The sequence below is a fragment of the Mesorhizobium sp. M3A.F.Ca.ET.175.01.1.1 genome, assembly GCF_004791945.1.
In the GTDB taxonomy this organism is placed as follows: Bacteria; Pseudomonadota; Alphaproteobacteria; order Rhizobiales; family Rhizobiaceae; genus Mesorhizobium.
This window is the reverse complement of the sequence record NZ_SRTP01000002.1, coordinates 633,633-655,470: the sequence shown is the minus strand read 5'-3', so window position 1 is coordinate 655,470 and position 21,838 is coordinate 633,633. Positions and strand designations below refer to the sequence as shown.

22 protein-coding genes are annotated in these 21,838 nt (G+C 61.8%); 9 read left to right on the top strand and 13 right to left on the bottom strand.

All coding sequences use genetic code 11. The annotated features are described in order from the left end of the window. Positions 1-80 precede the first annotated feature (80 nt). The 9 genes from EN818_RS07785 to EN818_RS07745 form a co-directional block, all read right to left on the bottom strand. Positions 81-1,064 (bottom strand): beta-ketoacyl-ACP synthase III, encoded by a 984-nt coding sequence (locus EN818_RS07785; protein WP_126063924.1) that lies wholly within the window; start codon positions 1,062-1,064, stop codon positions 81-83. Beyond that, on the bottom strand, positions 1,061-2,326 hold the full coding sequence (locus EN818_RS07780) for an adenosylmethionine--8-amino-7-oxononanoate transaminase (protein WP_126080683.1): 1,266 nt from the start codon (positions 2,324-2,326) through the stop codon (positions 1,061-1,063). Before EN818_RS07780 ends, EN818_RS07785 begins: the two co-directional genes overlap by 4 nt. After that, positions 2,326-2,961 carry a dethiobiotin synthase gene (gene bioD, locus EN818_RS07775; protein ID WP_063169254.1) on the bottom strand — a complete coding sequence of 212 codons (636 nt, stop codon included), beginning with the start codon at positions 2,959-2,961 and terminating at the stop codon, positions 2,326-2,328. The genes EN818_RS07780 and bioD overlap by 1 nt, the downstream gene beginning before the upstream one ends. Further along, positions 2,958-4,097, bottom strand: coding sequence for an 8-amino-7-oxononanoate synthase (locus EN818_RS07770; RefSeq protein ID WP_024505572.1), 1,140 nt, complete (start codon positions 4,095-4,097; stop codon positions 2,958-2,960). The genes bioD and EN818_RS07770 overlap by 4 nt, the downstream gene beginning before the upstream one ends. After that, a complete protein-coding gene (gene bioB, locus EN818_RS07765; RefSeq protein ID WP_245454882.1) occupies positions 4,094-5,062 on the bottom strand; it encodes a biotin synthase BioB in 969 nt (322 codons plus the stop codon). The genes EN818_RS07770 and bioB overlap by 4 nt, the downstream gene beginning before the upstream one ends. A gap of 174 nt (positions 5,063-5,236) precedes the next feature. Further along, positions 5,237-6,118 carry a carboxylating nicotinate-nucleotide diphosphorylase gene (gene nadC, locus EN818_RS07760; RefSeq protein ID WP_024505570.1) on the bottom strand — a complete coding sequence of 294 codons (882 nt, stop codon included), beginning with the start codon at positions 6,116-6,118 and terminating at the stop codon, positions 5,237-5,239. Between the two features lies 1 nt (position 6,119). Beyond that, positions 6,120-7,661 (bottom strand): L-aspartate oxidase, encoded by a 1,542-nt coding sequence (locus EN818_RS07755; protein WP_024505569.1) that lies wholly within the window; start codon positions 7,659-7,661, stop codon positions 6,120-6,122. Continuing rightward, positions 7,658-8,632 (bottom strand): quinolinate synthase NadA, encoded by a 975-nt coding sequence (nadA, locus tag EN818_RS07750; RefSeq protein ID WP_126063925.1) that lies wholly within the window; start codon positions 8,630-8,632, stop codon positions 7,658-7,660. The genes EN818_RS07755 and nadA overlap by 4 nt, the downstream gene beginning before the upstream one ends. A gap of 62 nt (positions 8,633-8,694) precedes the next feature. Beyond that, a complete protein-coding gene (locus EN818_RS07745; RefSeq protein WP_126063926.1) occupies positions 8,695-9,657 on the bottom strand; it encodes a hypothetical protein in 963 nt (320 codons plus the stop codon). Positions 9,658-9,828: 171 nt separating this feature from the next. Between EN818_RS07745 and panB the strand changes: the two genes are divergently transcribed. The 4 genes from panB (at position 9,829) to EN818_RS07725 (ending at position 13,113) form a co-directional block, all read left to right on the top strand. Continuing rightward, entirely contained in the window at positions 9,829-10,665 is an 837-nt protein-coding gene (gene panB, locus EN818_RS07740) for a 3-methyl-2-oxobutanoate hydroxymethyltransferase (protein WP_126063927.1), read from the top strand. Continuing rightward, positions 10,662-11,570: a pantoate--beta-alanine ligase gene (gene panC / locus EN818_RS07735; RefSeq protein WP_024505565.1), complete on the top strand. Its 909-nt coding sequence runs from the start codon at positions 10,662-10,664 to the stop codon at positions 11,568-11,570. Before panB ends, panC begins: the two co-directional genes overlap by 4 nt. Before the next feature lie 98 nt (positions 11,571-11,668). Then, positions 11,669-12,388 carry a LuxR family transcriptional regulator gene (locus tag EN818_RS07730; RefSeq protein WP_126057768.1) on the top strand — a complete coding sequence of 240 codons (720 nt, stop codon included), beginning with the start codon at positions 11,669-11,671 and terminating at the stop codon, positions 12,386-12,388. A 92-nt stretch (positions 12,389-12,480) separates the two neighbouring features. After that, complete coding sequence (locus EN818_RS07725) at positions 12,481-13,113, top strand: acyl-homoserine-lactone synthase (protein ID WP_126057769.1); 633 nt, start codon at positions 12,481-12,483, stop codon at positions 13,111-13,113. A 366-nt stretch (positions 13,114-13,479) separates the two neighbouring features. Here EN818_RS07725 and EN818_RS33535 read toward each other — a convergent pair whose 3' ends face one another. After that, on the bottom strand, positions 13,480-13,728 hold the full coding sequence (locus EN818_RS33535) for a DUF6074 family protein (RefSeq protein ID WP_063169245.1): 249 nt from the start codon (positions 13,726-13,728) through the stop codon (positions 13,480-13,482). A gap of 599 nt (positions 13,729-14,327) precedes the next feature. On the opposite strand from EN818_RS33535, the gene EN818_RS07715 reads away from it, so the two are divergent. From EN818_RS07715 to EN818_RS07710, 3 genes are all read left to right on the top strand, one after another. Continuing rightward, a complete protein-coding gene (locus EN818_RS07715) occupies positions 14,328-14,798 on the top strand; it encodes a hypothetical protein (RefSeq protein ID WP_245454734.1) in 471 nt (156 codons plus the stop codon). Continuing rightward, positions 14,791-14,925 carry a hypothetical protein gene (locus EN818_RS34280; protein WP_256754986.1) on the top strand — a complete coding sequence of 45 codons (135 nt, stop codon included), beginning with the start codon at positions 14,791-14,793 and terminating at the stop codon, positions 14,923-14,925. Before EN818_RS07715 ends, EN818_RS34280 begins: the two co-directional genes overlap by 8 nt. Before the next feature lie 174 nt (positions 14,926-15,099). After that, on the top strand, positions 15,100-15,345 hold the full coding sequence (locus tag EN818_RS07710) for a hypothetical protein (protein WP_063169243.1): 246 nt from the start codon (positions 15,100-15,102) through the stop codon (positions 15,343-15,345). 189 nt (positions 15,346-15,534) lie between these two features. On the opposite strand, the gene EN818_RS07705 is transcribed toward EN818_RS07710, so the two are convergent. Next, positions 15,535-15,924, bottom strand: a complete 390-nt coding sequence (locus EN818_RS07705; RefSeq protein ID WP_024505560.1) for a hypothetical protein — start codon at positions 15,922-15,924, stop codon at positions 15,535-15,537. Positions 15,925-16,631: 707 nt separating this feature from the next. Here EN818_RS07705 and EN818_RS07700 point away from each other — a divergent pair. Continuing rightward, on the top strand, positions 16,632-17,831 hold the full coding sequence (locus EN818_RS07700) for a cation:dicarboxylase symporter family transporter (protein WP_306462679.1): 1,200 nt from the start codon (positions 16,632-16,634) through the stop codon (positions 17,829-17,831). Positions 17,832-17,837: 6 nt separating this feature from the next. Here the strand turns inward: EN818_RS07700 and EN818_RS33530 are convergent, their stop codons facing one another. Beyond that, positions 17,838-18,407, bottom strand: a complete 570-nt coding sequence (locus EN818_RS33530; protein WP_245454735.1) for a hypothetical protein — start codon at positions 18,405-18,407, stop codon at positions 17,838-17,840. Positions 18,408-19,018: 611 nt separating this feature from the next. On the opposite strand from EN818_RS33530, the gene EN818_RS07690 reads away from it, so the two are divergent. Continuing rightward, positions 19,019-20,020 (top strand): zincin-like metallopeptidase domain-containing protein, encoded by a 1,002-nt coding sequence (locus EN818_RS07690; protein WP_126059319.1) that lies wholly within the window; start codon positions 19,019-19,021, stop codon positions 20,018-20,020. A 157-nt stretch (positions 20,021-20,177) separates the two neighbouring features. Here the strand turns inward: EN818_RS07690 and groL are convergent, their stop codons facing one another. Then, a complete protein-coding gene (gene groL / locus EN818_RS07685) occupies positions 20,178-21,833 on the bottom strand; it encodes a chaperonin GroEL (protein WP_126057772.1) in 1,656 nt (551 codons plus the stop codon). Between the last annotated feature and the right edge of the window lie 5 nt (positions 21,834-21,838).

The window sequence follows — 21,838 nt, the reverse complement described above, 5'->3', positions numbered from 1 at the left end:
AGCTTGCCGGCGACTATTTACGTATTGAGCCATTCTCATAGTCTCATTCATGAGCAGTCCTGTGCGCAAGCATTGCTTTGCTAAATTCCCACCACAAGCGCGCCGCCGCTGAGACCCGCACCCGCTGCCGCCAAGAGGACTTTCTCGCCAGGCCGAAACGGCTGCGCCCGATGGGCCAGCGACAATGAGAGCGGGATCGTCGCGGCGGAAGAGTTGCCATATTCGGCGATCGTCTTGACGATCGAGTGATCAGCGATGCCGAGGTTCCTGCCGACCGCGTCGAAAATGCGCGCATTGGCCTGATGCGGCACGAAACGATCGAGGTCTTGCGGCCTCAGTCGGGCAGCAGTGAGCGCATCTCTCGAGCAGGCGGTCATCATCTCCACGGCCTTGCTGAATACTTCACGGCCGTCAGTGATCGTCATCCGTGTCTGCGCGAGGTCGAGGTCGGCATGGAACGGAGTGTTGCTTCCCCCGGCGGGAATCTGGATTAGCCCGTAGCGCGAGCCGTCGGAATCCACCGAAGCGCCGAGAATGCCTCGATCCGGGTCATCGCAAGGACTGATCACCATGGCGCCGGCGGCATCGGCAAACAGCACGGCGCTGGCGCGCTCGGCCAAATTGATGCGGTGGCTGAGGATGTTGGCGGCGATGACAAGGCTCGCTTTGCCGTGCAGGCGGGTGAACCCGTCGGCGAACATCAGCGCATAGATGAAGCCGGCGCAGGCGCCGGTCAGGTCGATCGCTCCGGCGCGGCCTAGCCCCAGCCGATGTGCGACCAGCGGCGCGCTTGGCGGCAGAAGGTGATCGGGCGTCGACGTGGCGAGCAAGAGTAGACCGACGTCGCCGCGGTCGATACCGGCATTGGTCAGCGCCATGTCGCCGGCAGAGGCGGCAAGGCCCGACAGCGTGTCTTCGTCTGTTGCCCAGAAGCGCGAGCGAATTCCGGTGCGCCGCTCGATCCAGCCGGGCTCAAGCCCGAGCCGGTCTTCGATTTCCGGGTTCTCGACCTTGCGCGCCGGCGCATGATGGCCGAAGCCGAGAACGCGCGACGATAGGTTCATGGCCGCGAGCCGAAGCGTTCGCCGGCCTCCTCTATCGCGTCATAGAGCCCGCCCAATTCGTCGCTGGTGATGCAATAGGGCGGTAGAAGATAGAGGACATTGCCGAGCGGGCGCACAAGTAGCCCCCGCTCAAGGAAAAAAGCGCGCAGTTTTGGCCCGATCTCGGCCAGATAACCGGCTGAGCCGGTGCGTAGGTCGAGTGCCGCGATGGTGCCGGTTGTCCGGCAGTCGGTGAAATATGGATTGACCCGGAAGCGTTGCAGCCCGGCGGCCTGCCTCGCGCTCAAGACCGCGATCCGCTCGGCCACCGGCTCGTCACGCCAGATCTCGACATTGGCAAGTGCTGCCGCGCAGGCGATCGGATTGGCGGTGTAGGAGCTCGAATGGAAAAACGTCTTCTTGCGATCCTCCGAAAAGTGAGCGTGGAAGATGGCATCGGTGGCGATCGTGGCGGCCAGCGGGATGGTACCACCGGTCAGACCTTTCGAGGTGCACAAGATGTCGGGCGAGACGGACGCCTGTTCGCAGGCAAACATGGTTCCGGTGCGCCCCCAGCCGGTCATCACTTCATCGGCGATCAGCAGCGTGCCGGAGGCTTCGGCGATCCTCTTCAATTCGGCAAGAACCCAGGCCGGATACATCAGCATGCCGCCGGCGCCAAGCACCAGCGGCTCGACGATCAGCGCGGCTGCGCGCCGGTCGCGGCTAACGGCCTCGAACCGATCCAGCGTTTCCTGCTCGCGCCCGGCGGCCGGGAAGGGGATGGCGTCGACCTCGAACAGCAAAGGATCATAGGCGGCGTTGAAGACGCCGCGGGCGCCGACGCTCATCGCCCCGATCGTGTCGCCATGATAGCTGTGCTCCATGACGGCGATGCGCGAACGCGGCGCGCCGATGTTGCGGAAATAGCCGAGCGCCATCTTCAGCGCGACTTCGACTGAGGTGGAGCCACTGTCGGAATAGAACACCCGGTCGAGGCCGGCGGGTGCGATGCCGATAAGCGCCTCGGCCAGCCGTTCGGCCGGCTCGTGGGTGAAGCCCGCGAAGATGATCTGGTCGAGGCTCGACGCGGTCGTCTCGATGGCCTTCATGATGCGGGGGTGGCGATGGCCATGGGTGACGACCCACCAGGAAGAAATCGCATCGAGGATGCGGAAGCCGTCGGCCTTGTGGAGATAGGCGCCTTCAGTCAGCACGATTTCAGGGACCGAGGGCTCTAGCGCGTGCTGCGTGAACGGATGCCAGACTCGAGACTCCGCCATCAGTCGCCTCCGGCAATCATGGCCAGGTCGAAGCCGGAAATCATTGCATCTCTCAACGTTTCACCCGTCAGCGGACCGAGGTGCGGCAGCCTGCCCAGCTGCGGCACGCCGCCGAATTCCACGATTGTCCTTTGTGTATCGGCCACCTCTTCGCCAATGAAGGCAATGCCGATGAGCGGGATGGAGCGGGCTCTCAGGGCCTCGATCGACAACAGCGTATGATTGATGGTGCCAAGCGCGGTGCGGGCGCACAGTATGACCGGCAGCCGCCATTGTTCGAATATGTCAATGAACCTTGTCTGTCGATTGAGCGGCACCATCAGCCCGCCGGCGCCTTCGATGACGAGCGGTGTCGGCAGGACCGGAAATGAAAGATCGTCGGCCTCGATCGCGACGCCGTCGATTTCGGCTGATCGATGCGGCGACAGCGGCATCGTCAGTCGATAGACTTCGGGCAGCACGCGTCCGTCGGGCAAGCCGGAAAGCCGGGCGACGACCTCGCTGTCGGTCTCCTCGTTGAGGCCCGATTGCACCGGCTTCCAGTAGAAGCCGTCGAGCAGCCCGGCAAGTCCGGCCGAAAACACTGTCTTGCCAATTCCAGTGTCTGTTCCGGTGACGACGATGCGTTTGGTCATGCTGTGGCCAACACTCCGACGAGAGCCTCGACCATGGCGGAAATGTCGGCTTCGTCGACGTTGAGAGTCAGCGAAATGCGCAGGCGCGACGTACCCTCAGGCACTGTCGGCGGGCGAATGCCGCGTATGTCGAAGCCGCGTGCCTGCAGTCCTGCCGCCACCGCCATGGTGCGGCTGTTATCGCCGATCACAAGCGGCTGGATCTGCGAACCGCTGGGCATCACGCCGCAGCGTTCGGCCAATTGCCGGCTCGCGAAAGCGACACGCTCGTGCAACTGAGCACGACGCATAGGCTCGTCAGACAGAATAGTCAGCGCCTCACGTGCCGCGACTGCCATCAGCGGCGATGGTGCGGTCGCATAGATGAATGGCCGGCACCGGTTGATAAGATAGTCGCACAGTGTTCGCGGTCCGGTAACGAGCGCGCCGGATGCGCCAAGCGCCTTGCCGCATGTGTGGAGCGTGACGATGTTGTCGCGGCCTTCATACGCGGCGGCCAGTCCCCGGCCGTCCGGTCCCCAGACGCCGGTGGCATGCGCTTCATCGACGACGATGAATGCCTGGTACCGATCAGCCAGCGCGACCAGGCTCTCCATCGGCGCACGGTCGCCATCCATGCTGTAAAGGCTTTCGAAGGCGATCCACACCCGCCCCATGCCGCCTTCGGCGCGCCAGCGGGTGATTGCGTCCTCGACAGCGTCGACGTCGTTGTGCGCGGCCAGCTTGAACTCAGCGCGCCCGGCCTGGGCACCCTCATGCATGCTGGCATGAGCGAGCTCGTCGAGGACCAGCAGGTCGCCTTTCTGCGGCAGGGCCGTCAGCAGAGCGAAGTTGGCGATATAGCCGCTGCCGAAGAACAGTGCACGCTCGGCTCCGAAAAATGCCGCTGCGTCCGCCTCCAGTTGCTCATGTTCCGGTGCATTGCCGCGCAACAGCCGCGATCCGGTGGCGCCCACTGGCGTGCCCCGCGCAATCGCCGTCGAAACCGCATCGCCCAGTCTTTTGGAGGCGGCAAGTCCGATATAGTCGTTCGACGAGAAGTCGAGCCCGGCGCGCGGTGCGAGCGTCCGCAACCGGTCCTTGCGCCCCAGTCCCCGCAAGGTTGCGTCATAGCGGGCAAGAATTGCCTCCTTCATTGCGTGGCGAGTTCCATAGGCTCAATGCCGAGGCGCCGGAACAGAAGGGTATCCTTGTCCTCGCCGGGATTTCCCGCCGTCAGCAGCGTGTCGCCGACAAAGATCGAATTGGCCCCGGCAAAGAAGCACAGCGCCTGCGTTTCGTCGCTCATCGCCGTCCTGCCGGCGGACAGCCTTACATAGGATTTCGGCATCATCACCCGCGCGAGCGCAACGATGCGGACGAAATCGATCGGATCGATGGCGTCGGCCGCGGCAAGCGGCGTGCCTTCGATGGGAATAAGCATGTTGATCGGCACGCTTTCCGGCGGCTCGGGCAGGTTCGCGAGCGTGACCAGCATGTCGATGCGATCGGTCTTTTCTTCTCCCATCCCGACAATGCCGCCGCAGCAGACTTTCATCCCAACCGCGCGCACGTGCCCAAGCGTTTCCAGCCGGTCGGCAAAAGTCCTGGTTGAAATAACCTCGCCATAGTAGCGCTCAGAGGTATCGATGTTGTGGTTATAGTAGTCGAGACCGGCCTGCTTCAGGCGAGCAGCTTGCTCAAGATCGAGCATGCCGAGCGTCATGCAGGTCTCCATGCCGAGGGCCTTGACGCCCTCAATCATGGCGACCACAACCTCCATGTCGCGCTCCTTGGGACTTCGCCACGCCGCGCCCATGCAATAGCGCGTTGCGCCGCCATCACGCGCCATGGCCGCTTCGTCGATGACATGCTTGACGTCCACCAGCTTCGACGCCTTCACACCGGTTTCGTAATGCGCAGACTGGCTGCAATAGCCGCAATCTTCGGGGCACCCGCCGGTCTTGATGCTAAGGAGCCGCGACAGCTGCACTCGGTTTCGATCGAAGTTCTGGCGGTGGATCGTCTGAGCTAGGAACAGCAGATCGTTGAATGGCATGCCGTAGATGGCCTCGGCCTCTTTGCGGTTCCATCGCGGAGGCGTTCCATCGACCGATTGCATGGTCTGGTTCACGTCGAACTCCGAGTTCATTCCAATCGTCATCGTCAAACCTTTGTTTGCTAGTCCGGTACGCCTTCTTGGCTTTGGGGCGCACTCGCTAAAGGCGAGCTGCGGCACGTCTTTCCAGCACCTCCTACGCCTGCCGAGCTGATGTTGCTCCTCACGCCGTAATCCTCAGTTCAAGTGCTTGCAGATGTTCTGGTGGTCCGGCATGTCCAGGCCGATGTCGAGGATCGGGGCGCTGTGCGTCAGCCAACCCATGGAGATGAGATCGACACCGGTCGCCGCAATCGCCGCCGCCGTTTTCGGCATCACCCGACCGGACGCCTCGGTGATCGTACGGCCATCCACTATAGAAACCGCGCGGGCAAGATCCTCGACCGACATATTGTCGAGCAGCACCGCGTCAACACCAATCGCGAGCGCTGCATCGAGCTGCTTCAGCGTGTCGACCTCGACCTCGACCTTCACCATATGCCCTGCTGCGGCGCGCGCCCGCTCTATTGCTGTGCGGATATCGCCGGCGATCGCGATGTGGTTGTCCTTTATGAGCACGCCGTCATCGAGGCCGAACCGGTGATTGGCACCGCCGCCGACGCGCACGGCGTATTTCTCCAATGCCCGCAGCCCGGGCGTCGTCTTTCGCGTCGATACAATCCTCGCCTTGTGACCGCGCACGGCCTCAACCATGGCCGCTGTGGCAGTGGCAATGCCGCTCAGCCGGCATAAGAAATTGAGGGCCGTGCGTTCGGCCGTGAGCAGGCCTCGTGCGGGTCCGGACAATCTTGCAATGGTTTCCCCGGCCCCAACCTCGCTGCCATCAGGGCGCCAGATCTGGATGTTGATCGCCGGTTCCACGAGAAGGAAGGCATACGAGACCAGATCGAGCCCGGCAACGACGCCCGCCTGCCTCGCTTTGAGCACCAACGTGGCAGTGCAATCATACGGGATAACCGCATCGGTGGTCAGGTCGCCGGATCTGCCCAGGTCTTCGAGGAGCGCAACGCGCACAATCGGTTCGATCAGGGTCGCGGGGAGGGGGGAGAATGAAGTCATATCAAGTGCTCCGTATGGTAGCCCGGCAATCGAGTGCGGCCGCGGCCCGCATTGCGCTGTGCAGTGTCAGCCGTGATGGGCGCACGTTGGCATCGTGGAGCGGGAAATCGGACCGACAGTGCGCGCCTCGACTCTCTTCCCGCCTCAGGGCCGCCGCGGCGATCATCAGTGAGACCAAAGCCGGACCAGAGGCAGCGACACTATTGGCTGCGATCGGCAGCAGGGTCGCCACCGCTTCGCGCATTGCCTCGCCGTCGCGGATGATACCCAGGGCGGCGGAGACAATCGGGCGGACCACGGAAGCGTCTGGTCGTGGAGGGACGAATGTGGAGCATCTGCGCGGTCGCCGGGTATACGACGTGCCGGCAACGCTTTCGGCAACCCAGCTCGCGGTGACCGCCGCTTCGGTGAGCGAGTTGCTGGCCAGGCGGTTGGCGCCGTGCAGGCCGGTACAGGCCACCTCACCGCAGGCCCACAATCCCTCGATGGAGCTGCGGCCGGCGCTGTCTACGGCGACGCCGCCCATGTGATAATGTGCCGCCGGGCGCACCGGGATCAGGTCGGTCGCGGGGTCGATTCCTGCGCTCCGGCACAATTCGGCGATGCCTGGAAAACGCTTGCCAAATCTCGGGCCGAGACTTTGCCGTGCGTCCAGGAATACGCGGCGTCCAACGGCAAGCTGGTGCCAAATGGCGCGCGCTACGACGTCGCGAGGCGCAAGTTCACCGCCAGGTGTGTCGGCGAGGAAGCGCTCTCCTCGCTCATCGATGAGCACCGCGCCTTCGCCACGCACGGCTTCGCTCACCAGCGGCATCGGCCGGCGCGGACCGTCGAGCGCAGTTGGATGGAACTGTATGAATTCCAAGTCGGCGAGTTCCGCCCCCGCCCATGCGGCGAGCGCCAGCCCGTGACCCCATGAGCCAGCGGGGTTTGTCGTGTCGCAAAACAGCCCGCCGACGCCGCCGGTCGCCAGCACCGCGCGACGCGTGGGCAGAGCGAGCGCGCCGGCTCGTCCTGCTGCGACCACGGCGATGACCGACCCGTCCTGCACGACCAGCCGGCGGACCTCCACATTTTCGATAATGGTGATCGAGGCTGTACGCCGAACCGCGGCGACGAGCGCGCGCACCAACTCGCGACCGGTGGCGTCGCCGGCTGCATGCACAATTCGCCGTCGCGAGTGTGCCGCCTCGAGCCCAAGTCGCAACGCGCGGTCAGGGTGCTGGTCGAAGTCGACGCCGAACCTTTGGATCGTCCTAATCGCTTCGGGTGCAGCTCGTACCACTCGCCGCACCGTGGCCTCATCGCAGAGTCCGTCGCCGGCAGCTATCGTGTCGCAAAGGTGAAAATCTGGGCCGTCGTCGCCCCCGAGACTTGCCGCAAGACCGCCCTGGGCAAGTTCACTGCAGGCTCCGGTTCCAAGCGGCGCGTTGGTCAAAAGCACGACCGGTTCCGGCGCCAGATGAAGCGCCGTCATCAGGCCGGCAATGCCGCCGCCGATGACGACCGGCGCCCCGGCGATGTCGCGAACCTCCAGACTCATAGGGAAAGCATGCGCTCGACCGCGCGGCGGGCGGGGCCGGCAATTTCGGGATCAATCCGGACCTCATGCCGGTTCTGCTCGAGTGCGGCGCGAATGTTGGCCAGGTTGATGCGCTTCATGTGCGGGCACAGATTGCATGGGCGAACGAACTCGACGTCGGGATGCGCGACCGCGACGTTGTCGCTCATCGAACATTCGGTCAGAAGGACGACACGCGTCGGTTTCTCACGCTCGACATAATCCGACATCGCCGCGGTCGAGCCGGAGAACTCCGCCTCCGCGACAACGTCTGGTGGGCATTCTGGATGGGCCAGCACGATGACGCCTGGATGGGCATCGCGCAGTTCCCGGATGTCTGCTGCGGTGAAGCGCTCATGCACCTCGCAATGGCCTTTCCAGGCGATGATCTCGACGTCTGTATCGGCTGCCACGTTCCTCGCCAGATATTCGTCCGGGAGCATCAGCACACGCGCCACGCCAAGCGATTCCACCACCGCCTTGGCGTTGCCGGACGTGCAGCAGATGTCGGACTCCGCTTTTACGGCGGCGGAAGTGTTGACGTAAGTAACAACGGGGACCCCCGGATACCGCAGCCGCATTAGCCGCACGTCGTTTGCCGTGATCGATTCGGCCAGCGAGCAGCCGGCGCGGAGATCCGGGATGAGCACGGTCTTGTTCGGATTGAGCAGTTTTGCCGTCTCGGCCATGAAATGAACGCCGGCAACCACGATGATGTCGGCGTCGACCGTCACCGCCTTGTGGGCCAACGCCAGGCTGTCGCCGACGATGTCTGCCACGCAATGAAAAATTTCGGGCGTCTGGTAATTGTGCGCCAGCACCACCGCATTGCGCTCACGCTTCAGCGCTAAGATGGCTTCAATATCGCCGGCGAACGCGAGCCATTCAACGGGTGGGATCACCCGCCGGACACGCTCATACAGGGACGCAGCCATAGGTAACGCCCCAGTCATTGGCGCCTCGATTATATTCGGTTTGACAATAAGGGAATATATCTACCTTGACTATAAGTATGTCAAGCCCGCGCCAGCGGTAATTTTGTCCCGGCGATAGCCCTGTCGTCGAGGACGGCATGCCGGAAGCGATAAAGCTTCGCCGGTCGGCCGCCCGTGTCGAGGGAGGTCTCCCCGGTCTCCTCAACAAGTTCCTGCTGCTCGACCAATCTCCGGAAGTTCGGCTTGTTGATCAGCCTGCCAGCCAAAGCTTCCACGGTTCGCTGCAGTTGCAGCAGCGTGAAGGAAGGCCGCATAAGCTCGAACACGACCGGCCGGTATTTGATCTTCGAACGCAGCCGCGCGATCCCGGTTGCCAGAATACGACGGTGGTCAGCGACCATTGGTTTGCCAGCCGCGGCCGCAATCGCGTCCCTGCCGCCACCGGCCTCCTCAATCAGACCAGCTTCATAGAGCAACTCGTAGCGTTGGAGCGTGAGTTCCTCGTTCCAATGGCGGTCGTCGAAGCCGAAGGCTATCGCAGCGCGCTGCCGGCGCTCGCGTTGAGTGGTCGGCTCGCTGGCGCCGCCGGCCCACTCAATCAGGCGGGGCCGCAATCTATCGAGCAGCACAGGCGGCGTGCCGAAGCGGTGGTCCTCCCAGGGAAAATATTCGTACCAACTTTGCCAGCCGCACGCGGCCGAGTTCGTTGCCTGTTCCTTCCTGGTCAATGCGAGATAGCTGATTGAGATGACGCGCTGGTGGCGCTCAGTGCCGATGCGATCGCGATCGGCGAAGGTGTAGAGTTGCTCGATGTATCCAAGTGCATGGCCGGTCTGCTGCTCCACCCACCCCCTCAAACCCGACTGCAGTGATCGATGCTCAAGGGCAAAAGGTCCAGAAGGGAGGGTGTCCGCATGACCGACTGTGAGGACACAGGGCTCACTGTCGTTTACGGCGACCACGACGGCAGTCAGGTCCACTTTGGCTTCGTCAGCTTTGACGGCGGCTTTGCCTTTCTTGGTTCTTCTTGTCTGAGGATCCATGTTTGCGAAAGCGGGTTGGCCCAACGGAGCGCCTTAATCGATTGAATGTAACCTTGGAAGCCAGCACGTCAACACCAGAGTACTCAAGCGCTGTTTTTAGCTCTTCGCAGTCGCACAAAAATATGCCAAACGCGACACCCGCTGTTGGTAACGTAAGGGAAGGGGCCTCGGTTGAGCGCGGCTGGTGAGATAAAAGGGATGACTCCTCCAGATATTCGATCGCGAAAAGGCCAGACGCCACTTGTATGCTTGACGGCCTACACCACGCCGGTCGCGAGGCTGCTCGATCGCCACTGCGACATCGTTCTTGTCGGCGACAGCGTCGGCATGGTGCTGCACGGCCTGTCGTCGACGCTGGGGGTCACGCTCGACATGATGATCATGCACGGACAGGCCGTTCGCCGCGGCCTTGAACACGCGCTGATGGTCGTCGACCTGCCCTTCGGTTCCTACGAGGAAAGCCCAGAGCACGCTTTCGGCAACGCTGCGCGCGTGATGGGTGAGACCGGTTGTTCAGCGGTAAAGATCGAGGGCGGCGAGACCATCTCGGAAACCATCCGCTTCCTTACCGCGCGCGGCGTACCTGTCATGGCCCATGTGGGCCTGACGCCGCAGGCGGTAAACACGTTTGGAGGCTATCGTGTGCAGGGCCGGGGAGCCGATGCAGAGCGGATCAGGCGCGACGCCAGGGCGGTAACCGAAGCGGGCGCCTTCTCCTTGGTGCTGGAAAAGATACCGGAGCAGCTTGCACGGCAGATAACCGCCGATATCGACATACCCACAATCGGCATCGGTGCCTCGCCAGCTTGCGACGGCCAGATTCTGGTGAGCCACGATATGCTCGGGCTCTTCACCTCATTTCGGCCGAAGTTCGTCAAACGCTATGCCGAGCTCGGTGAGCAGGCTGAGGCGGCAATCGCCGCTTACGCCACCGATGTGCGGAACCGGCACTTTCCGGCGGTCGAACATCTCTATGTCAACGCCTTGAAGGCCGGTGACTTCACATGAGCGTGCCGATCGCTCGAACCGTGAGCGAGCTGCGCGGCGTCGTTGCGCAATGGCGTCGCTCGGGTGCCACGATCGGTATTGTGCCGACCATGGGAGCCTTGCACGACGGGCATCTGAGCCTCGTGCGGAAGGCGCTCGAAAGGGCCGAGCGGGTGATCGTGACGCTGTTCGTAAACCCCAAGCAGTTCAACAGCCCCGCCGACCTGATTGCCTACCCTCGGACGGAAAGCGACGATGCTGCCAAGCTCGCTCTGCTGGGCACGCATCTGCTCTATGTGCCGGACACAGAGGAAATGTACCAGGTGGGCTTCGCCACGGCCGTTTCAGTGTCCGGCATCAGCGAATGCCTTTGCGGCGCATTCCGGCCCGGCCATTTCAATGGCGTGGCGACGGTCGTGGCCAAGCTCTTCCTGCAGGCCGGCGCTGACTTCGCCTTTTTTGGCGAAAAGGATTTTCAGCAACTTCAGCTTGTCAGGCGCTTGGTCCGGGATCTCGACATTCCGATCACTATTGTGCCCTGTCCGACAGTCCGCGAAGCCGATGGTCTTGCGCTATCGTCGCGTAACGTGCGGCTCTCCCCAGCCCAACGCGCCATTGCCCCAAAACTAGCATCGGTCCTGCTCGATACGGCCGAGCGGCTTGCACGCGGCTCCCCCATCCTGCCTACGCTTGATGAAGCGCGTGCAGCAATTCTGGCTGCCGGCTATCGCGAGCTCGAATACCTGGAGCTGCGCGGAGAAACAGACCTGCAATCGTTAGCAAGCCTTGACCGACCGGCACGCTTGCTTGCTGCGGCTTGGCTTGGCGACACGCGGCTCATCGATAACGTCGCAATATCACCCATCGGTAGTTGGTCAGGTGGGCGGAGCTCTCTCCAATCGGAAGCAGCACAGCAATTGCGGTGATGACGGCGGCGCGTCGTATGCCCTGCAGGGACAGGCCATCATTTAGAACCACGTCTCCGTCGGCTTCCAGCAACCTCCGCGAGGTACGCTAAGCGCAGATGCATCGCGTATTTGAAACCTTGGTCGAGCAACTCTCTGCAAGCGTCGATGCCGTCGATCTCCATGAGGCAATGGCGTCCGCCGCAGCCGGGTTCGACTTTCCGCTCTTCGCTTATTTCACCTACCCATCCGCTTCCGGCGACAGGCCGCGATTGATCTCGAATTATCCATCATCATGGACATCACATTACCTGCAACAGCGCTACCACAGCGTGGATCCCGTGATCCTGCGGGGACTGCGGGGCTGGGATACCTTCGACTGGGGTGTGGACCGCGATCACCGTTATTTGCCGACCTCTCAGCAGGAAGTCCTGGAAAAAGCAGCTGAGTTCGGCATTCGCGGCGGACTGACCATGTCGATGCATGATCATCGCGGCCGGTTCGCCGCACTGACCTTCGCCTCCAACGAGGCGCATCCGCCATTTCTGAGGTCGCTGACGCGCTACGAAAAAGCAATGCAACTGGTTGCGATCAACGTTCATATCCATGCCCGGCGCAGGCTCGCCGAAGATTGCGTGGTAGATGGCATAACGCTCACCCGGCGGGAGTTCGAGTGCCTGAAATGGGCGGCGTGCGGCAAGTCGGCCTGGGATATCAGCCAGATTCTCGGTGTCTCGAAACGCACCGTGACCTTCCATCAGGAAAACGCCAAGGCGAAGCTTGGCGTGCGAACCATCAACCAGGCCGTAGTGCGGATGGCTGCTCGGGCGAGATCCTGATCCTCTCCAAGTCTAGCTGTAAAGGTCTACAGGCTGCATTCATGACGGCTTTGCCCTTCGATTGCGTGGACACATCCCGCACGGAGACGACAATGATGCAGCTGATAACACCCGACTGCTACGCCGAGTTTGCGAGCGAACTCAAGGAAATGCACGGACTTAGGTATCGGGTTTTCAAGAAGCGGCTCGATTGGGAAGTGCAGACCGAAGGCGAAATGGAAACGGACCCGTTTGACAGCCTGAACCCCGTCTACCTGCTTCTCAAGGGGTCCGATTGGCGAACTTGCGGCTGCGTCCGCCTTTTGCCGACCACCGGACCGACAATGTTGCGCGATACGTTTCCGACGCTGCTGGATGAGATGGTGGTCCCTGCGAGTGCCGATATCTGGGAGAGTAGTCGTTTCGCGCTCGATCTCCCTGCGACAGCGCCGAAGGCAGCTGGCGGCCTGGCCCAAGCAACCTACGAGCTCTTCGCGGGGATCATCGAATTCGGCTTGGCCAACAATCTCTCCGGGATCGTAACGGTGACAGATACGCGCATCGAAAGGATCCTTCGTCTCGCCACCTGGCCGTTGTCACGTATCGGACAGCCCAAGCAGGTCGGCAACACCGAGGCAGTCGCCGGCTTCCTCGATATTTCCTACGCCAGTCTCTTGCGCATCCGCTGGAGGGGACGCCTCAACGGGCCGGTGTTGTGGCAACCAGTTCTCATCCAATCGGCATAGCGCCTGCGGATGCTCAGCCGTGACTTGAGTTAAGTCTGCTCACGGCCGCCACCGCCGCCGTGAGGGTGAGCGGACCCGCCCCCACGAGCTTTCGACTGTTCCGGTCGATTGGCTCGCGCGGCCGGACTTTGGATTTCCGTAGGCGCAACCCGCAGTCCAGCGTGAGCACGCCAAAATGGCGCCCCTCCGCTTCGTCCAAAGAAGCCAACGTGGCTTCTGAGGTCGTCTTAGAATATTGGACCGGCCGCCGTGAGCGATCGCAACCTCAAACCTTTGCCGGTATGCCGGTTTGGCCGGACCGTCGGCCAGTCGGAGCAGTCCCCTGATAAGGACCCGAGCTGACGCGCGGTCCAACAGCGCCCGAGCCTATGCTTTGTGCATTACCGTTCGGTTGGCCATGTCGTCCAAGACCGCATGAAGAAGGCTTCCAACCTCCTGCGCAGCGAGCTCTGGCGCAATTCCTACATCGGACAATTGAATGAGCATTTTCTTGGCAGCACAGCGCCAGAACGCACTCGCCGCCTCGCCGTTCTTGGTCTCGAGGGCCTGGGCGATACTTTCGACCAATATACGTCGCCGATGCAGCGGAAATACGCAAATGTTTGATTCATGCATCAATCACCTCACAGATTCAGTTCCACAAAGAAAAACACCGGCGTCTTCAAAAGAGCCCCGCTAGCGCGGTGACGGTTCGCGGCGACATGACGAGTTCCACTTCCCCATCGACAAGCTATTGGGAGATGAGCCGCCGGACCGCATATCCGGGACCGCACATAAGGTGAACCACCATTGCTCATCCGGCTGCATTTTCCTGGGCCGTTCGACGAGGCGTTCCAGCCGAATTGACGTCCAATGACTTGATCTCTGAAAGGGCAGGGCGGTACGAATCACCCGATTGTTCCGCTGCTTACATTCCTGCGAGCTTGTGTATGAACGATTAAAGCGTGCCCGAGCCGTTCTTGGTGGCCGCCGCAGAAGGGAATCATGTCATCCGCTGCCTATCGTAGGCGGCGCGACTTCTAGCATGACTGCACTGCCCCGACAGGGCTTTGCAATCGCGCGTTTCGAAGCCTATGCTTTGGCATCGGCCGGCATTTACTTCGGTGCAGCCGACAGTAAGACGTACGCGCTCTTGCCCCGTTGGAAGAGAGCCTTGCCCGATCCCTCTTTCGCGACCAGGTGCTGAAGCCCTCACCCCGCAGGACTTCGCGCTTTTGCGACCATCGCTGCATCACGTCGAACCGGGCATCAAGGACCAGTTGGAGGTCGCGCATCAGCCGATCAAGAACGTATATTTTCCCGAGAGGGGCATCGCGTCGGTGGTCGCCACCATGACCGGCGGGCGGCAAGGTGAAGTCGGCATTGTCGGCTATGACGGGATGAAAGGAATTGCCGTCATTCTCGGAAAGGAAAGCACTACCTGGCGCCTGCCGGTTGAAAACCTTCGCCCTGCGATTAGCCCGTCGCTTCGCACCTCAGTGCTGGATTATGCCCACGCGTTCCTCGTCCAATCATGCCGGACGGCACTGGTCAATGGCCACTCCAAGATCGAAGAACGGCTGGCCCGCTGGCAGCTGATGGTCCACGACCGTGCGGAAGGAGATAAGATCCTCCCGACGCATGAATTTCTGGCGACCATGCTCGCGCCCACCGCCCGGGGTCACCACGGCCCTGCAAATGCTTGAGTATCGAGGACTGGTGCACGCCAAGCGCGGCGAGATCACGATCATCGACCGTGCCGGATTGATAAAGCTCACACATGGCGCTTATGACAAGGAGGAGCAGCGTTATTTCGGCCTGGCCGCTGCCTGAAGCATGTCGGTTGAAACGGGTTCAGCCGACGTCTCCTTGCCCCTCACCAGGTCGCCCAAAAGCATCAGCGGTTTTGAACGAATCGCAGCTATTGTCCGCAATCGGACATAGGCTTGAAGGCGGTCGAATTCGTGCCATAAGTCGGGTTGGTCAGGGTTCAGGGAGGAATTCGTCATGACCAATTCGTTTCACACCGTCACCGTCGAAAAAGCCGCAGAAGCCTATGTCCTTTCCAGGGGAAGGGTCCGCTTTCTCTCCATGGCGCAGGCGATCCGCGCCATCCGAACACTAATGCCGGCATGCAAGGCCACCGACCGCGAGTTGGAGGAACTGTTGGCGGCCGCTTCCTTCGTTCATGGCGTGCCCGTCGCCTTCGACACAAAAACAGCCGATGGTGTAGAACCACGGCTGCATTCCTAAGAGGGCATGCCGCGCCATGCAGACTGTCAGAGGGCATTCGTCAGATGGTAGTCCGCTAACTTAACTGCAGAGTCTAAAGGACGTGTTCCAGCATTGCGAACTCACCGATCGCTTTGTTGCCAAAGCTGCCAGCAAGCGATCGCCTCATCCAGCCGTTTGCACCATCTCATCACAGACATCATCGCGATGCTACCTGTCCAGCATATGTCCAGCATTTCGCAAGGCGGCCAGAAGGAGCCTCGCATAGCCTGTGACATCGATCTGGGCCTGCATCGAAAGGGGCATGCTGGTCCAGTTCTCCAACGGTGCAATGAAAGGTGAGAAGGTGCCATTGACTAGGCAACAACAGCTAACAAGGCCCTCTCGGTCCAATGCCACCACACCGATCTTGTCGCCTGGATATCCAATGGCTGCGACTCGCTGGACCTCCAGGTCACCGTCCACCCGCACGTCAAAAAGAAGGCTACCACGGCTCCTCGTGGCTATCTCAGCCGCCTTCTCATCAAAGCTTGAAGAGAGCAAGCGGACGCTTTCCACCGCCATCTGGAAAATCACCAAATCCAGTTCATTCACGGCCATATGGGCATTTCCGCGCAACGGGTGGTGATTGCAATGACACATACTGCTTGTTCACAGATGTCGGTCACGAACGATCATTCGTCGGGTTCCGGTTCCGACCAACGGTGTCGCCACCTGATCGTGCTGCGGTTCGAACCTTCCGAACGCGAGCCGAGCGTGCTATGAGGTTGGAGTCTAGGTCTCGGACCCTGCCTCGCGGCCTTCTCATCTTTGGCAGACCCGTTGCAACGCCGCCGCGATGGCGCAAACGCCAGATGACGCTGATCCATCGCTTGATCGTGAACTGAGCTTCTGAACACCATTGGGACAGCAGGGTGGAAGGGCTTGACCAACGCTGCCCCCGTTTTCCAAGAGGACCCGTCCTCGATTGAATCTTTCGAGCCCCGTGCGGCGCGCAGCCAAATGATGACGATCTGGACTCAGCTCGCAGACCGCAAGGCAAAGAGGGAACCTTCCAGGCAGCCAAGCTGCTCGACGCAAAGAGCGGCCTTTGGAGTTCCCAAGAATCGACCCTTCCATAGTTGCGACAGGCAACCACTGCACGAGTGTGGGAGAGCGAATCGCAAGCATTGCGTGAGGTCCTGCGCGTTTTCCCCTCTTTGCTATTTGGCACATCGTTTGCGCCGAAGTGGGCGCAGCGTTCGACCGGAGCACTGCATGGGAGAGGGAGGAGCCCCACCCCGATCCGGTCAAGGAGAGAGACGGTGTTGGTTCCAAGAGTTCCCCGCGCGATCGCAGCGCCCCGCAAGCGCCATTTTGCCCGGACCTACGTGCAGGTACTTGCCGCCATAATCCTGGGTGCCGCAATCGGCTATTTCCATTTGGAGACCGGCCACAGCCTGAAGCCGCTCGGCGATGCCTTCGTCGATGTCGTCAAGATAATCACCGTACCTGTCATCTTCCTGACAATGGCGACCGGCATTGCCGGCATGAGCGATCTGCAGAAGGTCGGCCGAGTTGCCGCCAAGGCGATGGTCTATTTTCTCACCTTTTCGACGCTCGCTTTTGTTGTCGGGCTGATTGTCGCGAATATCGTTCAGCCTGGCGCCGGCCTCAACATCGATCCGGCCTCGCTCGATGTCCAAGCCGTTAAGGGCTATGTGGCCACGGCTCACGAGCAGTCCGTGACCAGCTTCCTGATGAACATCATCCCGTCAACGATTGCCAATGCCTTCGCGGAAGGCGACATCCTGCAAGTCTTGTTCCTCTCGGTCCTGTTCGGCGCGGTCTGCCGCTACAACGGCCGCTCGCTCTTCTCTCTCGTCCGATACATCAAGGACGAGCTGCTGCTCGCAATGTCCTCCTCAGAGGCCGCGCTGGCCTCGCTCATGGAGAAGATGGAAAGGGCCGGCGCCACGCATTCGGTCGTGGGTCTCATTCCATTCAATCTGGACGGCACGAATATGATGCTCGCCGCCCTTTTCATCGCCCAAGCGACGAAAACTGATCTCCCGATCGGCTGCCGGATCCTCATGCTGTTTGTCGCATTGTTCCCTTCGAACGGAACAACCCGCATTACCGGTGCAGGCCTCGTCACAATGGCTGCAACGCTCTTTCTTGTTCCGGCCGCACCGGTCACCTCCGTGGGGCTTATTCTTGGCGTCGATCAGCTTATGTCCGAATGCCACGCGCTGACGGTTTTTCTCCGCAGCGTAGCGGCAACGCTGGCTGTCACCCGGTCCGGGGCGAGCGGGATAAACGACGATTCGGGGAGCGCCTCACTAGCGGACCGTTCAGCGCTCCGGCGGTGGACGGTCAAGTCGCCCGGCGTGGTGAACACAATTCCCCGTGCGAACGACGCTCAGCTATTGGGGTGGACCCGATGGCGCAAAGCCGTATTTGAGAAACCGCCAGATCGCACCGGCACCTGTGCGCCTGTAGCAACTGCGGGGCACGATCAAAACTGACCCATTTTACACCAAAAAGGCGGCCGTTGCTGCCACGCCGTCCATGGATTGGAGACTCATGTCTAAGCCGACTGCCATCACTGTCGCAGCTCTTCTTTTACTCCTCGCCTTGCTGGCGAGCCAATATAGCGCGAACCTGCACCGGCAGGCGTGGTCGACCGACAGGCAAAAGTGGAGCGGCGCATTCGACAACGATCTCCTTCGCCAATCGCCGGCAACCCGCAAGGCGATGCCGTTCTGGTCATATTCAATGACTACCACAACTGTCCGCATTGCAGACTGGCTGATATCAACTACCAAAAAGCCTTCAAGCATGAACCCAATCTGAAGCTTGTGATCAAACAGTTCCCGGTCCTGGGACCGGATTCCCAATTCCCAGCCTTCGCCGCACTCGCCTCGAGAAAACAGGGAAAGTTCGACGAATTCCACCGCGCCCTTATGATTTCCCCCAGTTGAAGGGTCACTCTCAAGATCGCAGCGCGTGTAGGCCTTGACGTTGAGCAGCTCAAGCGGGAATGCAAGATCCGGCCATCGCAGATGAAATGCGCGGTCCGCGCACTCGCGAAAGGTCTGCACTTAGACGGTACGCCCGCGTTGGTGGTCGGCGATATAGTGGTCGCCGACCTTGTGGACATGGCCAGCTTGCAACGCTTGCATCGCCGATGCGCGCTCAAAGCGTGCTGGCTCTCGTGCGGGGCAGCATCTGTAGACCGGCCACGCTGTTGTTGCCGGAGCGTGCCGTTTGTGGCAGCTGGCTTTGCTGTCGCTCCTCGTAATCTTGTTGCGGTCATCCAGCTGCCGTGGGCGCCAACAACAATCCTGAGCGCCCGCGCCTGAAGTCGCTGGCCGGGTGCTCGTGAACCGAGCCCGCTTTTCTTCGGCAAGCTCAGGCGGTCTTGGCCCTGCGGCATCGCCCCCTGGCGCGGGGCAGCCTTCGGCTGCTGACGGTCGCCGGCCTGTCGGCCGGCGTCTTTCTATTGTGGCCTTCCCCCTGGCGCAGGGTGGGCAGCACTCCCTTCTAGGCCCGCCGCGGCGTCCCGCAACCCTTCGCTTGTCGCTTTCGGGTCCTCCACTCCGTTCCGGTCCTGCTGATGCAGTCCGCCTCCGACGGCGGGCCTTTCCGGTCGCTTTTGCCGCCCACCCCGCTTCCGGGGAGGGCGCGCGATTGTAGAGCGGAGGACATCACGATGCGTGCAAACAACAAACGTTGCGGCAGCCGACAGGCTGGCGCAGACAGTGGCGGGCGCACCGGCGCCAGCCTTTATCAGGAAATCACCGACCGCATCATTGCCGAACTGGAGCGCGGCACCGTGCCATGGGTCAAGCCGTGGGGCAGGGCAAGGACAGGCCTCGGCCTGCCGCGGAATGCGGCCACCCAGCGCCGATATTCCGGCATCAATATCCTGATCCTGTGGGGCGCGGTCATCGAGCGCGGTTTCCCCAGCCAGAACTGGCTCACCTTCCGGCAGGCGCTTTCGCTTGGCGGCAATGTCAGGAAGGGCGAGCACGGCACCACCATCGTTCACGCTGACCGCTTTGTTCCCAAGAACGAAAAGCAACGCGCCGACACCGATGGCGACGAACCGCAGGCGGTGCCCTTCCTGAAGCGCTTCACCGTCTTCGATGTCGCGCAGTGCGATAATCTGCCCGAACATCTTTACGCCGCCGGCGAGCCTCTGCCTGAGCGCGAGATGGTCCCGCAGGCCGAGGCGCTCATTCATGCAACCGGCGCTGATTTTCGCATCGGCGGCGAGCGCGCCTTCTACATGCCCGGCAGCGACACCATACAGGTGCCGCCGCAGCCGGCTTTCTTCCACCAGATCGACTATTACCGGACCTGCTTTCACGAGCTTGGACACTGGACCGGCCACCCGAGGCGACTCGCGCGCGACCTGTCCGGCTCCTTCGGGTCCAACACCTATGCGCGCGAGGAACTGGTCGCCGAAATCGCATCAGCCTTCATCTGCAGCAGTCTCGGCATCGAGCCGAGCGTGCGCCATGCCGACTACATCGGCTCATGGCTGACGGTTTTGCGCGAGGACAACCGCGCCATCTTCCGCGCCGCAAGCCATGCCTCGAAAGCCGCCGATTTCCTGCTTGGCCGCAATGTCGATGTCGAAGGCGAGGCACATGCCGAAACCGCCTATGGGAGCGCGCAATCCTCACACGCGACCGCCTTGCGCCTCTGATGACGCAAAGCCGCGCGCAACCAACTCGACAGTTCTTTTGAGGTTGCCCTAACGCCGATGGCCGGCGTTGGCGTCGATCGTTCATCGGACCGAGGTTCGCAAAAAAAGAGGGCGGCATTGATGCCGCCCTCTCGTTGCGAAAGCTGCCAGAGCTGGATTAGAAATCCATGCCGCCCATGCCGCCCATGCCGCCGCCGCCCATGCCGCCAGGCATGCCGCCGCCAGCCGACTCCTTCTTCGGAGCCTCCGCGATCATGGCTTCGGTGGTGACCAGCAGGCCGGCGACCGAGGCCGCGTCCTGAAGAGCCGTACGGACAACCTTGACCGGATCGACGATACCCATGGCGATCATGTCGCCATACTCGCCGGTCTGGGCGTTGTAGCCGAAGGTCGCGCCCTTGTTCTCAAGGATCTTGCCGGCAACGATCGATGCTTCCGCACCGGCGTTGGCCGCGATCTGGCGGGCCGGAGCCTGAAGCGCACGACGCACGATGTTGATGCCGGCGGCCTGGTCGGCATTGACGCCGGTGGCCTTGATGTTGGCCGAAGCGCGCAGCAGCGCGACGCCACCACCAGCAACGATGCCTTCTTCGACGGCCGCGCGGGTCGCGTTGAGGGCGTCATCGACGCGGTCCTTCTTTTCCTTGACTTCGACTTCCGTCGCACCGCCGACGCGGATCACCGCAACGCCGCCGGCGAGCTTCGCCAGACGTTCCTGCAGCTTCTCCTTGTCGTAGTCCGAAGTGGTCTCTTCGATCTGCTGCTTGATCTGGGCAACGCGGCCCTGGATCTCGGCCTTCTTGCCGGCGCCGTCGACGATGGTGGTGTTCTCCTTGGAGATCGACACCTTCTTGGCGCGGCCGAGCATGTTGAGGCCGACGTTCTCGAGCTTGATGCCGAGGTCTTCCGAGATGACCTGGCCACCGGTGAGGATGGCGATGTCTTCCAGCATGGCCTTGCGGCGATCACCGAAGCCCGGCGCCTTGACGGCGGCGATCTTCAGGCCGCCACGCAGCTTGTTGACGACCAGCGTGGCCAGAGCCTCGCCTTCGACGTCTTCCGAGATGATGAGCAGCGGCTTCGAGGTCTGCACGACGGCTTCGAGAACCGGCAGCATGGCCTGGAGGTTGGACAGCTTCTTCTCGTGCAGGAGGATGTAGACGTCCTCGAGCTCGGCAACCATCTTGTCGGCGTTGGTGACGAAGTAGGGCGAGAGGTAGCCGCGGTCGAACTGCATGCCTTCGACGACTTCGAGTTCGGTCTCGGCGGTCTTGGCTTCCTCAACCGTGATGACGCCTTCGTTGCCGACCTTCTGCATCGCTTCGGCGATCATCTTGCCGACCGAAGCATCGCCGTTGCCGGCGATGGTGCCGACCTGGGCAACCTCTTCGGAGGTCTTGATCTTCTTGGCGTTCTTGATCAGGGTCGCAACGACGTCGGTTACCGCGAGGTCGATGCCGCGCTTCAGGTCCATCGGGTTCATGCCGGCGGCAACGGCCTTGTGGCCTTCCTGGACGATCGACTGCGCCAGAACGGTCGCGGTCGTGGTGCCGTCGCCAGCGATGTCGTTGGTCTTCGAAGCAACTTCGCGGACCATCTGCGCGCCCATGTTTTCGAACTTGTCCTCAAGCTCGATTTCCTTGGCGACGGTGACGCCGTCCTTGGTGATGCGCGGGGCGCCGAACGACTTGTCGATGACCACGTTGCGGCCCTTGGGGCCGAGCGTGACCTTCACCGCGTCAGCGAGGATGTTGACACCGCGCAGCATGCGCTCGCGGGCATCGCGGGAGAATTTTACGTCTTTGGCAGCCATTTTTA